At 56.0% G+C, this 12,720-nt stretch carries 15 protein-coding genes; 14 read left to right on the top strand and 1 reads right to left on the bottom strand.

The features are described 5' to 3' along the window. The first annotated feature begins 144 nt into the window (after window positions 1-144). The 12 genes from ABJO75_RS02445 (at window position 145) to ABJO75_RS02500 (ending at window position 9,411) form a co-directional block, all read left to right on the top strand. Window positions 145-609 (top strand): redoxin domain-containing protein, encoded by a 465-nt coding sequence (locus ABJO75_RS02445; RefSeq protein WP_348132927.1) that lies wholly within the window; start codon window positions 145-147, stop codon window positions 607-609. Between the two features lie 14 nt (window positions 610-623). After that, window positions 624-1,064, top strand: coding sequence for an EF-hand domain-containing protein (locus tag ABJO75_RS02450; RefSeq protein ID WP_348132930.1), 441 nt, complete (start codon window positions 624-626; stop codon window positions 1,062-1,064). Window positions 1,065-1,088: 24 nt separating this feature from the next. Further along, window positions 1,089-2,498 (top strand): cytochrome ubiquinol oxidase subunit I, encoded by a 1,410-nt coding sequence (locus ABJO75_RS02455; RefSeq protein WP_348132933.1) that lies wholly within the window; start codon window positions 1,089-1,091, stop codon window positions 2,496-2,498. Between the two features lie 12 nt (window positions 2,499-2,510). Next, window positions 2,511-3,512, top strand: a complete 1,002-nt coding sequence (gene cydB, locus ABJO75_RS02460; protein ID WP_348132936.1) for a cytochrome d ubiquinol oxidase subunit II — start codon at window positions 2,511-2,513, stop codon at window positions 3,510-3,512. Further along, window positions 3,512-3,622: a DUF2474 family protein gene (locus ABJO75_RS02465; protein ID WP_348132939.1), complete on the top strand. Its 111-nt coding sequence runs from the start codon at window positions 3,512-3,514 to the stop codon at window positions 3,620-3,622. The genes cydB and ABJO75_RS02465 overlap by 1 nt, the downstream gene beginning before the upstream one ends. 30 nt (window positions 3,623-3,652) lie before the next feature. Beyond that, window positions 3,653-4,093, top strand: a complete 441-nt coding sequence (locus tag ABJO75_RS02470) for a hypothetical protein (RefSeq protein WP_348132942.1) — start codon at window positions 3,653-3,655, stop codon at window positions 4,091-4,093. Window positions 4,094-4,795: 702 nt separating this feature from the next. Further along, entirely contained in the window at window positions 4,796-5,236 is a 441-nt protein-coding gene (locus tag ABJO75_RS02475; RefSeq protein ID WP_348133037.1) for a transposase family protein, read from the top strand. A gap of 309 nt (window positions 5,237-5,545) precedes the next feature. Then, complete coding sequence (locus ABJO75_RS02480; protein ID WP_348132945.1) at window positions 5,546-6,022, top strand: hypothetical protein; 477 nt, start codon at window positions 5,546-5,548, stop codon at window positions 6,020-6,022. After that, the gene (locus ABJO75_RS02485; RefSeq protein ID WP_348132948.1) at window positions 6,019-6,420 is read left to right on the top strand and encodes a phage holin family protein; all 402 of its coding nucleotides are present in this window, start codon (window positions 6,019-6,021) and stop codon (window positions 6,418-6,420) included. The genes ABJO75_RS02480 and ABJO75_RS02485 overlap by 4 nt, the downstream gene beginning before the upstream one ends. After that, window positions 6,410-7,552 carry a DUF3618 domain-containing protein gene (locus ABJO75_RS02490; RefSeq protein ID WP_348132951.1) on the top strand — a complete coding sequence of 381 codons (1,143 nt, stop codon included), beginning with the start codon at window positions 6,410-6,412 and terminating at the stop codon, window positions 7,550-7,552. The genes ABJO75_RS02485 and ABJO75_RS02490 overlap by 11 nt, the downstream gene beginning before the upstream one ends. 66 nt (window positions 7,553-7,618) lie before the next feature. Further along, window positions 7,619-8,566, top strand: a complete 948-nt coding sequence (locus ABJO75_RS02495; RefSeq protein WP_348132954.1) for a YihY/virulence factor BrkB family protein — start codon at window positions 7,619-7,621, stop codon at window positions 8,564-8,566. A gap of 131 nt (window positions 8,567-8,697) precedes the next feature. Next, the gene (locus ABJO75_RS02500; protein WP_348132956.1) at window positions 8,698-9,411 is read left to right on the top strand and encodes an IS6 family transposase; all 714 of its coding nucleotides are present in this window, start codon (window positions 8,698-8,700) and stop codon (window positions 9,409-9,411) included. Window positions 9,412-9,615: 204 nt separating this feature from the next. On the opposite strand, the gene ABJO75_RS02505 is transcribed toward ABJO75_RS02500, so the two are convergent. Beyond that, complete coding sequence (locus ABJO75_RS02505) at window positions 9,616-10,512, bottom strand: alpha/beta hydrolase (protein WP_348132959.1); 897 nt, start codon at window positions 10,510-10,512, stop codon at window positions 9,616-9,618. A 124-nt stretch (window positions 10,513-10,636) separates the two neighbouring features. On the opposite strand from ABJO75_RS02505, the gene ABJO75_RS02510 reads away from it, so the two are divergent. Both ABJO75_RS02510 and ABJO75_RS02515 read left to right on the top strand, forming a co-directional pair. Continuing rightward, entirely contained in the window at window positions 10,637-11,587 is a 951-nt protein-coding gene (locus ABJO75_RS02510) for a helix-turn-helix domain-containing protein (protein ID WP_348132962.1), read from the top strand. A 732-nt stretch (window positions 11,588-12,319) separates the two neighbouring features. Beyond that, window positions 12,320-12,694: a hypothetical protein gene (locus ABJO75_RS02515; RefSeq protein ID WP_348132965.1), complete on the top strand. Its 375-nt coding sequence runs from the start codon at window positions 12,320-12,322 to the stop codon at window positions 12,692-12,694. The last annotated feature ends 26 nt before the right edge of the window (window positions 12,695-12,720 follow it).

Raw genomic sequence — 12,720 nt, forward strand, 5'->3', positions numbered from 1 at the left:
CTCCGCCGAAAACACCGAAACTATCCAAACTGAAACATGATCGCAGGCAGATGATCAGCCGTACCCGAGCTGTCCGGGAATTACTGAAACGGCTGTCCGGGAATTAGCGTAATCGCTGTCCGGTATTTTTGAAATCCGCAACAGTTGTCCGCGCAGTTCTCGAAACGCGGCGTGAAGCCTATCGGCCTGTCCACGGACACCGTCGAAGAGCATGAGAAGTGGATCGACGACGTCAACGATACCCAAGACACGGATCTCCAATTCCCCATCGTAGCTGATGCCGATCTGACCATCGCCAAACAGTACGACATGATCCATCCAAACGAGAGCGAAACCGCTGCTGTGCGTTCGGTCTTCATCATTGACCCAGACAAGAAAATTCGTCTGACAATGACCTATCCTATGAACGTCGGGCGCAACTTTGACGAGATTCTGAGGGTCATCGACGCTCTGCAAACCGGCGACAAGCACAAAATCGCGACACCTGCCGATTGGGTGCCGGGGCAAGAAGTCATCATTCCACCCTCGGTCTCGGACGTCGATGCAAAAGCGGCATTCCCACAGGGCTTCGAGACAATCCGATCATACTTGCGCACCGTTAAACTCTAGGAAGGGCCTCTCAAATGAATCGACCACGTCTCGTCGCTGTCCTAGCGTTCATGCCGCATTTTTCTTTCGCTCAGCAAACACCCGGCACCCACTTTATCGAAAACGGGGATCTGGACGCAAAGGGCTCTGTCACCCTTAAAGAAATTCCCGAGCGGCGCGGCGACGCTTTCTACATGTTCGACCAGAACGAAGACGATCTGCTTAGCACAGAAGAATACGTTTTTTTCGATGAGCCTCGCGCCGCAGATATGGCGGCAAATGCAGAAAATGATGCGCACGGCAAAGGGGCTGAGTTCATGCAAGCTGGGCTGACGCTTGGCTTCAATGATACAGACTTCGACGGTCAGGTGTCGCGGACAGAGTTTCTGGCTCGTTCTACCGCGTGGTTCGAGATGATTGACCGCAATCGCGATCCAGCAGTCACCTCCGGCGGTTTCGGGCCACGTAACAACTAACCGCAGGCCAAGACGGAGAACCCCATGTTCGATAGCTTCACCGCAGAGACACTGGCACGGATGCAGTTTGCTTTCACCGTGTCCTTCCACATCATCTTTCCCGCATTTTCGATCGGTCTGGCCAGCTATCTCGCGGTGCTGAACGGTCTATGGCTGAAAACACGAGATGAGACCTATCTGACGCTGTTCACATACTGGAAAAAGATCTTCGCAGTGGCCTTCGGGATGGGTGTCGTTTCGGGCATCGTAATGTCCTATCAGTTCGGGACAAACTGGTCGGTCTTCTCTGACAAGACCGGGCCGGTTCTTGGGCCACTTATGGCCTATGAGGTTCTGTCGGCCTTTTTCCTGGAAGCCGGTTTCCTTGGCATTATGCTATTCGGACGTGAACGTGTAGGCGACAGGCTGCATATGTTCGCGACGGCCATGGTCGCCTTTGGCACCCTGATGTCCGCGACCTGGATCCTGTCCGTGAATTCCTGGATGCAGACGCCTGCGGGCTACGGCATCAACGAACTGGGACAATTCGTACCCGAAGACTGGTGGCAAATCGTCTTCAACCCTTCGTTCCCATACCGCCTGACCCATATGGTGCTGGCCGCCTATCTGACGACTGCTTTGGTCGTGGGTGGTGTCGGCGGGCTGCATCTGCTGCGCAATCGTGAAGATGCACCCGCGCGTCGGATGTTTTCGATGGCGATGTGGATGCTTGTCGTCGTTGCCCCACTGCAGATCTTTGCGGGCGACATGCACGGAATCAACACGCTTGAACATCAGCCAGCCAAAGTCATGGCGATGGAAGGGCACTACGACAGCCATCCCCATGGCGCCCCGTTGATCCTGTTCGGCATTCCAAACACCGAAGAAAAGCGGATCGATTACGCGATCGAGATCCCGTACCTGTCGAGCCTGATTCTCAAGCACCACTGGGACGCTCCATTGGATGGCTTGGACACAATCCCTGACGATGCAGAACCTCCCGTTGCCATCGTGTTCTGGAGCTTCCGTGTGATGGTTGGTCTTGGTTTTGCGATGCTGGGCCTAGGTGCCTGGAGCCTCTGGCATCGGATAAAAGGACGCCTTTATGAGGACCGCCTCTTGCAGCGCGCGGCGATCTTTATGGGACCGATGGGTTTTGTGGCTGTGCTTGCAGGATGGATCACCACCGAAGTGGGCCGCCAACCCTTCACCGTTTACGGCCTGCTGCGCACATCCGACAGCCTAGCCCCCGTAGCGGCCCCAGCGGTCGCCGCCTCTCTCCTGGCGTTCATCGTGGTCTATTTTTTCATCTTCGGGGCGGGCACCTTCTATCTGCTGCGGATGATGAACAATCCGGCTGGCACGCCCCATTTGGGCCTGAAAGACGGACCGATCCGTACCGCCGGGATCACACCTGTCGCTCAAACCAACCCAGAAGCCATCCCCAGCGAATAGGAGCAAGAAAAGATGTTTGAACTTTCCTTTATCTGGGCCGGGATCATCGCCTTTGCGGTTCTGACATATGTGATCCTTGACGGCTTTGATCTTGGCGTGGGCATCCTGTTTCCGTTTGCCGACGGCGAGCGGGAAAAGGCCACGATGATGAACTCAATCGCGCCAATCTGGGACGGCAACGAAACTTGGCTGGTCTTGGGTGGCGGTGGCCTCTTTGCGGTCTTCCCGCTGGCCTATGCGGTCATCATGCCCGCGCTTTACATGCCGATAATCCTGATGCTACTCGCGTTGATCTTTCGCGGCGTGGCTTTTGAATATCGTTGGCGCACCGAACGCTGGAAACCTGTTTGGGACGTCGCGTTCTTTGGTGGCTCACTTGTTGCGGCCTTCATGCAAGGCATCGCCTTAGGGGCGCTGGTTCAGGGCATTGAGGTCTCCGACCGTGCCTATGCTGGCGGCTGGTGGGATTGGCTGAGCGTTTTTTCCATCCTGACGGGATTTGCGGTCGTGACCGGCTACGCGTTGCTGGGGTCAACTTGGTTGATCCTGAAAACCGAAGGCAGCCTTCAACGCCAGATGCAAGGGTATGCGTGGTGGCTTGCTGCAGGGACACTCGCTTTCATCGGGATTGTTAGCGTTCTGACTCCGTTTCAGGATCCGGTATATTTTGAGCGTTGGTTCAATCTGCCGGGCTCCGTTCTGAGTGTCTTGATGCCCAGTGCAGCTCTGGCCGCGACGTGGGCGCTGTTCACTGGGTTGAATGCGGGCAAGGACGGTCAGCCGTTTTTGGCGGCGCTTACCCTGTTCGTTTTATGCTTCATCGGTATCGGGATCAGCTTCTATCCCAACATAGTGCCGCCCAGCCTGACCATTGCCGAGGCTGCGGCCCCGGATGAAAGCCTGCTGTTCGCACTTGTGGGAACGGTCGTGCTGGTGCCGATGATCCTAGGATACACCGTCTACGCTTACTGGGTGTTCCGAGGCAAGATTGATCCGGCTGAAGGGTATCACTGATGCGCTCTAGAACCCTGCGCAAAATCGGTTGGTTCATCGCCATTTGGATTGCAAGCGTCGCCGCCCTCGGGATCGTCGCATATGCGATCCGATTGGTCATCTACACCTGAAATTCCACCACGCATAATAGGAATATTAACATGCGTTTCTCGAGAATCCTACCGTCCCTCGCCGTTGCCTTTGGTCTGGCAACTGCCGCACAGGCTGAAGATCAGAACAAGCTGATCACCATTCTGACCAGTGCGGAGCCACAGACACAGTTGATGGCGATGGTGCTGACCATGAACGCTATGAACGCGGGTGCATCGGCGGAAGTGTTGCTGTGCGGACCGGCAGGCGACATCGCGCTGAATGAAGCCCCTGCGTCAGCAACTGCGGGCCAGCCCCCCAAGGACGCAAGCCCGCAAGGCCTGATGAAGATGATGATGGCGCAGAAGGGCCTTAAGGTTCAGGTCTGTGCAATCTATCTTCCGGGTAAGGGCGCAGATTCATCGGTTTTGCTGGATGGTGTGACCGCTGCAGCTCCTGATGCGATGGGCACTGCGATCATCGCTGACGATACGACTGTGATGAGCTTCTGATACGGCGAATGCGCCACCGCGCCCCAATCGGTGCGGTGGTTTGTATCTAGGCTGCTTTCCATCGCTCTAATCAGCTGTCAGGAATACGTTTCGACTAGCTGTGACTCGGCACTTAATCTGGTTCTTCTTCAAAGTGTGTAATTGCGCGGTAGCATTCTTGCGCACATCAGTTCAGGCCCTGCGTGTCACTGTGCCCTAATTATTCAGAATCCGGTGTGAAATTGTCCTGCAAAATCAATGGTAGTTTGCACACTTAATTTTCATATTGTACCATTAATCACCGTACGGTCTGATCTGTGAATAAGTTTCGGCCAAAAAGGGCAGGAGATTGGCCTGGTCAGCGAGCGTCTTGCGAAACACCGTGCGGCAGTTCACCGCCCGATCTTGCAACTTGAGAGGAAGGGCGAGCCGATCAGTGCGGCTATCGGAGATGCTGCCTGGGAACTGGGTTTGGCAAAAAGCCACACTTGGTCTCTGTGCCGCCGTTTGCGAGAGAACGATGCGCGTGTTGCAGCGCTGGAATTGGGTCGTCGCGGACCGAAGCCCGGATCGAAGCGGATCACACAAGATGTCGAATACCTCATCAATGCGGGGCTCCGTCGCTATTAACTAGTGCGTGAGCGATCAAGCTCTCTGCGCATCTGGCGAGAGATCCGCGCAGAATGCGAGGCGAAGGCGTTGCGGCTCCCGACCCGGCGGGCAGTGAAGGCTCAGCGAGAGGTTTTCAGGAAACGGCGCGGAGCGCAGGAATCTGATAAGGTCTTTGCCGCACGTCCCGGCCGTCTCGAAGTTGCAGCCCCGCTGGAAGTCGTTCAGATTGATCACACAACGGCGGACATTATGCTGGTCGGTCATGTGAATCGGCGGCCACTTGCGCGCCCTTATCTGACGGTTGCCATCGACGTCGCGACCCGGATTATTCTCGGTGTTTATGTCACTTTCGACGAGCCGTCCGTTTGGTCGATCGCACTGTGTCTCGATCACTGCGTGCGCCGGAAATCGATACACGTCCCGGGAACATTGGAAGAGGTGGTTTGGCCAACGGCCGGCATTCCGAAGGCGATCCATGTCGACAACGCGCAGGAGTTCCACAGCGATGCCTTCAGAACGGCCTGCAAAGTTTGGGGTATCGGTTGCCGTTAGCGCACCATTTGAACGCGGCTGGAGACAGACGCTACAACACTAAAAAGTTTGCGACATTACTTGTCGATGCGATGGTTAATGGCGGCCCGGTGACCGCCCCAATCCCGCAGGAACCAATATCCAAAATCCAAACAGTGATTACGACCTACGGAACCAATCCGGTTATGCCGAGTTGTATTTGTAATGTGCACATGTGGTGCATCAATTTTGGGGACCTGAAATGCATAACGTTTTTTACCTCATCGGACTGATCGTCGTCGTTATGGCCATCATCAATCTCGCATTCTGAACCTTAAACGGAGAAGCATTATGTCGATAGATAACAAACCGAAAACCGATCAACAGCCGCTGTCAGACCAAGCTAGGCAACAAGCTAAAGACCTGGCGAGCCAGGCCAAAACGGCAACGGACAATCTGGCGCAGGATGCAGCTTCTGTTGCGACTGAGCAGGCACAGGCCGCAAAATCTTCTGTCGCTGACGAAGTGTCCAGCGTGGCATCCGCCCTTCGTACCGCAGCCGAGGAAATGCGCAGTGGCTCTCCGCAGGAACGAACTTTCGGGCAAATTGCCGAAGGTCTGGCAGATGCATCGGATGCGATGCGCGAAAAAGACCTTAGCACGATGGTTCATGACGTCAGTGCGTTTGCCCGCAAGAACCCTCTGGTCTTTCTTGGCGGAGCTGCCTTGGTCGGTTTCGCCGCCACTCGCTTTGCCAAGGCGTCAAATGACACCGCGGCCCAATCGTCAAGGGCGCAGCATGTCCCAACCACGGGAGACTTTTCATGACCGACAGCAATACCAACAGAAGCGCAGGCGACCTTGTGTCGGACGCCATGAGCAATGTCAGTAGCCTTGTCCGTAGTGAGGTCGATCTGGCCCGTGCGGAAGTCAGCGAAAATATGAACAAGGCGGGTGTAGCCGTCGGTCTGATCGCTGGTGCGGCAATCATTGCGCTTGTGGCACTCAATGTACTTGCAGCGGCTTTGATCGCTGCCCTGACCGAAGCCGGGATTGAGGCAGGTTGGTCCGCTTTGATCGTCGGAGCACTATTGGGCGTTCTGGCCTATGTGCTGATCAACAAGGGGGTCAATGACCTCAAACTTTCAAGCCTCGCACCAACGCGGACGGCCAAGAACGTCCAGCGGGATGCGGCAGCCGTAAAGGAAGCTTACAATGACAAATGACACCCGAAGCCCCAGCGAAATTGAACGAGAGATCGAAGAACAACGCTCGCACCTTTCCTCAAACCTCGAGGACTTGCAGGACAAGTTTTCGATCGACGCCGTTGTGCGCCAGATTGGTGGCCAGTTCCGTGAACACGGCGGTGACATGGGTCGCTCGATCTCTGAGCAGGTCAAGTCAAATCCGATCCCGTTGGCATTAACCGGTATTGGACTGGCTTGGATGATGTTCGGAAACGGGTCGAAGCAGATAGCGCAGCCGCTTGCTCGGGTTAATGATGACCCCGGCAAAGCGGAGCATGATTCCCACCGCAGGCGTTTGGAACAGGGTCGCTCCGATACTTCGCCAACTCGCCATACGCCCTACCGTGACAACACGCCATCATGGGCGCGCGAAAACGACGATTGCAACAACCCATCGGTGGGAGCGCGACTTTCAGACGGGTTTGACACTGCGAAAGACAAAGTGGCCCAGGCCTCTTCCGCGGCAAAGCTTAGCGCGTCGGCTGCGGCATCCACGACTGCGGACGGAGCGTCCCGCGTTGGCTCGTCAATTGCTGACGCAGCAGACGCCACGAAGTCTTCGATCGCCAGCGGTGCACAGTCTGCACGTGACGGCCTTGCTGCCGCTGGTAGCCAGATTGCCGACGGGACCGAGGCTTTGTCCGATGAAGCCCGCCAGCGTGTCATTGCAGCGCGTTGGAAAGCCATCGAGATGCGCAACTCTGCATCGCGTTCCATTGACAATGGTGCGGACGCGGCTGCCGATTTTTACGACCGCCAACCGCTGGTCGTAGGCGCGCTTGCCTTGGCCGTTGGTGCGGCCCTTGGAGGTGCCATGCCGCGAACGAAGACCGAGGACGACTTCATGGGCACGCGCAGCGACGAGCTGTTCGATCAGGCAGAGCGGATCTTTGAGGAAGAAAAGTCCAAAGCCATGTCCGTCGCCACTTCGGTTAAAGAAGAGGTCAAGGATATCGCGTCTGAAACGAAGGCCGACCTCGATTCCAGTACCCCGGGCGAGAAGTCTGCGGCTGAAGCGGTGGGAGACAAAGCGAAAGCTGCTGCTAAGCGCGTCGCAGACAAGGCGCAAAGCACTGCTGAAGACAACAAACTCGGCAAGCCCAGAGTCTAACTGGAGGAACCAGAGGGGGCTGGGCAACCGGCCTCCTTTTTTGCACGATCCGGAACTGGATACCTTATGGCACGTGGTCGCAACGCTGAAACACCAACTGAGCTTCCTGCCTTGGGCTGGAAGGACATCGCCTTTCGCTTGAAAGATGAGATGGACGAAGATCGGGTGGGTCTGATTGCCGCCGGTGTTGCCTTTTATGGTTTGCTTGCGCTTTTTCCTGCCATTACGGCGCTGATTGCAGTCAGCGGCCTTTTGGTTGAGCCAAACATGATTGTCGAACAGGTTCAGGCATTGGCGGGCATCGTACCCGACGAGGTGATCACGATTATTAATACTCAGGCGACTGCCGTTGCAGGGTCACGTGATGGCGGTCTGGGGTTGGCTGCTCTGCTCGGTATCTTGATTGCGCTCTATTCGGCGTCGAAGGGCATGGCGAGCCTTATGCAAGGCATTAATGTCGCTTACGATGAGCGAGAAGAGCGCGGCTTTATCCAGCTTAAGTTGGTGACGTTCGCTCTGACGATCTTTCTATTGGTCGGACTGTTGATTGGGCTCATGTCGATGATTGGCCTACCGGCGGTTCTTGCGTTTGTTGACTTGGGTCTTGCTCTGGAAACGCTGATCACGATCGGGCTCTGGATAGCGCTTCTTGCTCTGACGATCTTGGGGCTTTCAGTGCTTTACCGCTATGCTCCTTCTCGAGATCAGCCCGAGTGGAAATGGGCATCAGTCGGGGCCGTGGCCGGGTGTTTCGTTTGGTTTATCGCTTCTGCTGGCTTTGCCTTCTACGTCAGCAACTTTGGATCGTATAACGAGAGTTTTGGCAGCCTGGCGGGCGTCATTGTATTGTTGATGTGGTTTTGGATCTCCGCATTCGTTATCCTGATGGGCGCCGAACTGAACGCTGAGCTTGAGGCACAGACACGTGTCGACACAACGCAAGGGCATGATCTCCCCATGGGGCAGCGCGACGCCGAAAAGGCTGACAATCTAGGTGAGGCGGCGGGCAATTGATGGGTGTGCCGTTGATATGCTGATCGCTGTTTTCTGGCGACTGCCGTCATCGTTGCCACCCTACTGCCGCTCACAAACTCTGTGTGGCATCGTCAACTTGCGGTGCCCGCTCTTAAATCGTACCGACCGACATGACAAAAGCCAAAAATTTCGGCGCCTTCAAAGGCCACCGTTTCCCGCCTGAGATCATTGCACATGCGGTCTGGTCTTATTTCCGGTTTCCCTTGAGCTTACGCGATGCCGAGGATCTACTTGCGGCGCGCGGCATCATCGTGATCTATGAGACGATCCGGAAGTGGGTTGGCAAATTTGGTACAAAGTATGACGCGTCCACCCGGCGGGATCGGCCTGCGCCGTCTGATAAATGGCACCTTGATGAACTGGTCATTCCAATCCGCGGGCGCAAATTTTGGCTTTGGCGCGCGATCGACAGCAACGGTGACGCTCTTGATATTCTGGTTCAATCTCGGCGTAACACGCGCGCAGCGAAACGCTTTTTCCGCAAGCTATTCAAAAAATATGGGCGACCGCGCGTTTTGATCACGGACAAACTCGGCCGCTATGGTGCGGCTTTGAAAAGCCTCGCGCTCGGTATCGACCACCGCAGGCATAAGGGCTTAAACAACAGATCTGAAGGCTCGCATCGACCGATGCGGCGCCGAGGCAAGATCACGACCCGCTTCAAATCGCCCGGCCAAGTACAGCTCTTTTGGACTGTCCACGATCAAGTCCAAACCGTATTTCGCACTCGCCGCCACAAACGATCCGCCCCTGCCTATCGACAATCCCGCTCAGATGCTCACGGCATTTGGGACGACATCACATGTGTGTTGATGGCCGCTTGACCAGGGGTGTGTGGCTCCTGTTCGGCAAGATCCGATAAGTTGACGATGCCAATTGAACTCACCCCGAGAAAAATTGAGGCTTTCGGGCCGTCCTGTTACGCATATTTTCAATCACGGGATCACCGTTTGTGACCGCTACTTTCCCTCAAGTCGTTTCATCTTGTCTCCTCCAGTTTGTTCAGGCTGCACAAGTATCCGGTGTCGTCACAGGTGGGTCTTGAACCACCCGCATTGGGCAGGGGCCGAGACCTCGAAAGGCGCATCGGTATAGGCCTCGAAATGCCCACATTCCAGGACCAAGAGCTTCTTGGGTTCCAGCGCGCGCTCATAGGCCGACAGCGTCATGTCGGCAGGCGTCAGGTGATCGTCGCGCCCGACGACAATCATTAGCGGTGTTGGCGCAATACGGGCGATGGCATCGCCAGGCTCGTACTCCGTGAACATCTCCATCGAGCGCAGGGTGATCTCATTGGCCCAACGCCCGCGGTTCTCTTCGGAAAGCTCTGTGAAGAACTTGTGGCTGTCCTCTGTTGGCAGCGCGCAGGGGTCGCCAAACGTCTCGCCAATCACCGGCATGGTCAGTGGCGTTTCGCCGCGTAGACGTGCCTGACGGTCAGCGACAAATCCGGCGCGCAAACCGGCCCAGAGATCCGAGCGGACGAGGCGGCGAGCGTTTTCCAGACCCTGGATCAGGGGCACCTGCGAGACGACGCATTTCACCCGCCGATCCCGCGCTGCAACTACAAGGACATGCCCGCCGCTATAGCTCGAGCCCCAAGCCCCGATGCGGTCTTCGTCCACGTCCACGCGCCCTTGAGCGTAAGTGATAGCATCGCGGAAATCACGGATCTGCTGCTCGGGATCGATCTCGCCGCGCAGTGCGCCGCCGCTATCCCCGAGATTGCGGTTGTCATAGACGATGACGTTCATTCCAGCCGCCTGGAAGGTCGTTGCAAAGCCCTCGAGGTGCATTTCCTTGGTGGCAGAAAAGCCGTGGCACATGATCACGGTCGGCGCAGGCCCTTCTGCGCCGGACCCGGCAAAGAACCAACCCGCGAGCGTGGTTCCATCTTCGGTATTGAAAGAAATGTCTGATTTCATTGTCGTTCCTCCTCGTAGGAGCAACGATAGCAACCAGTCCAGGAGTATTCTTGACGGGGAAGGACACAAATGCTGATAATCCGAGACGCACGGAGGACGAACTTCCGGGTTTGGGAGGAAATCAGTGCTAACATGGTCAACCGATCAATACAGGAGCGCGGACCGTTTCGATCTCCGGCGTGAGGCGGTCAATGCCACACATCTTGCCTGGCAACTCGACAGAGCGAACGAGGGGTTTCGCGGGGCAGAGGTCCAATCGCTGGATTCCGGCATTTCCACCTTCGTGAACTGCCGCTGCGATCCTTGTGCGGGCTATCGCGACGCCAGAATGACCAAGGTCGATGGTGGCGAGCGCTACGGCATATTAGCCCTACATAAGGGGCGGGAGCGCGTTCGACAGGACGATTGGTCGATCGAGATGCACCCGGGCGACGTTCTGATTTGGGACGCGGGGCGTCCGATCGAATTCGAGGTTATGGAGAGGATCGAAAAGTCCACCTTACTCCTGTGCAAGGACCAGCTGGCCGAACTTTCCGGTGCGACGACGCTACCGACAGGTCGCTTGGAAACCGCACGTGGATTTGGCGCGTTGTTCGCCAACAGGATCCGCACCGTAAGCGAACAAATTGCCGATTTCGCAGGCGCGGGCACGCCGCAGCTCGGATTGACGCTGGTGCGTGATTTGCTCAATGCCGTGGGGAATATTCGACCGATCGAGGTAGTCTCTGCCCGCCAGGTCCTTAGAGAGCGCGCCGAACGTATGATCGAGGCGCGGTTTCAGGATGCAGGCCTATCCCCATCTGTCCTTGCCGAGGATATGGGACTTTCGGTGCGTGCGCTCAACAGGGCCTTCGAAAACTCAGGCACCACCGTGGCAACGAAGATACGAGAGCGCAGGCTGCATTCTGCAAAAAGCGATCTGGACAATCTCGACATGCAACAATGTTCCGTGACGCAAATCTGCTTGACGAGAGGGTTTTCAAGCGTCGAGCATTTCAGCCGCTGCTTTCGTGCGGCGTTTGATATGTCGCCGAGAGCCTACCGGATGCGGGCCCACCACAATACAGGGACCTGAAAAAGTTCTTTTCGACATTCTTCTAGGAACCAACGGAACACGCTGAGGCAACGGTGACACAAATCCCGTGAAGAGGGTCGTTTCGCAAAAATTCGGTAAAGCGCGCTGCGCTCCGTCCTCTATAACCAAGTCAGCATCGCTCGCGTTGGCAGTCAATCATGTCGATCTCTGCAAACAACGAGTGGATCAGGAAGGCGGAAGTTGCCAGCAGCAAGCCCGTCGGCCACCATACAGACTTCTCAGTGGCGCTATTCGTTTGGATGCCGCATAATTTTTTGCAATCCAACGATACTCGGACATGAAAATGGGTGCTTAGTGAACATTGCGCTGCTGCGAGAAGCGTGCCCATCCTTGTCCTTAACGGGCGTCCTACTGCCAATGCGTCCACACAGTCGATACACGATCGTAGATTGCATCCGCGCTGCCATCCAAACCTGCATCTGACAACGCACCTGACACGCTTGAGATCTCTTCCATGCGACCGTGTTGCAGGGATCACATTGGAGGCAGGTTGGCCCCATACCCAATCAATTCAGAAGACACGTTCATACGCTGCACGACCGAGAATTGTAACGCGGTTGAGTGTCTTTGAGGCGATTTAAGCTTCAACAGTTTGAATGTCGAAATCACGCGCTTTCAGACCATCGCCAATGGCTTTTTTCAACATCCGATCTGGGTTTCAACCTGTGATCTTTGATTGTATCCAGCCTGGGATTTCCACTTCATTCTGCCATGTTCAGCGATGTTATCGATGTGCCGATTGCGCTGTTTATTCGCGCCGTGAACCGCGTTTTTCGGAGGCGGGATTATGATCTCAATCTCAGGCCCAAATGTGTCCACCAGACAGTCTGCAACGCCCTGACCGTCATATTCACCATCAGGCAGGAACTGATCTACACCGGCATCAATGTTGGCAAGCAGATCCGGCAATGCCGTTTCGTCGCCGGCATGTCCTACAATCAGTTCCGCCGCAGTGATCGTGTCAGTTTCTGGATCAAGGGCGATGTGGAGTGCGCGCCATGTTTTTTGGGGCCTTCCTGGTGGCGTGCGTATCTTCATGCCAGCCGCAGCCATCATGAATTTTCAGACCGCTTCTATCCACGATGAGGGTGATAGACTTGTCTGAAGCGCGC

The organism is Sedimentitalea sp., from assembly GCF_039973035.1.
Taxonomy (GTDB): domain Bacteria; phylum Pseudomonadota; class Alphaproteobacteria; order Rhodobacterales; family Rhodobacteraceae; genus Sedimentitalea.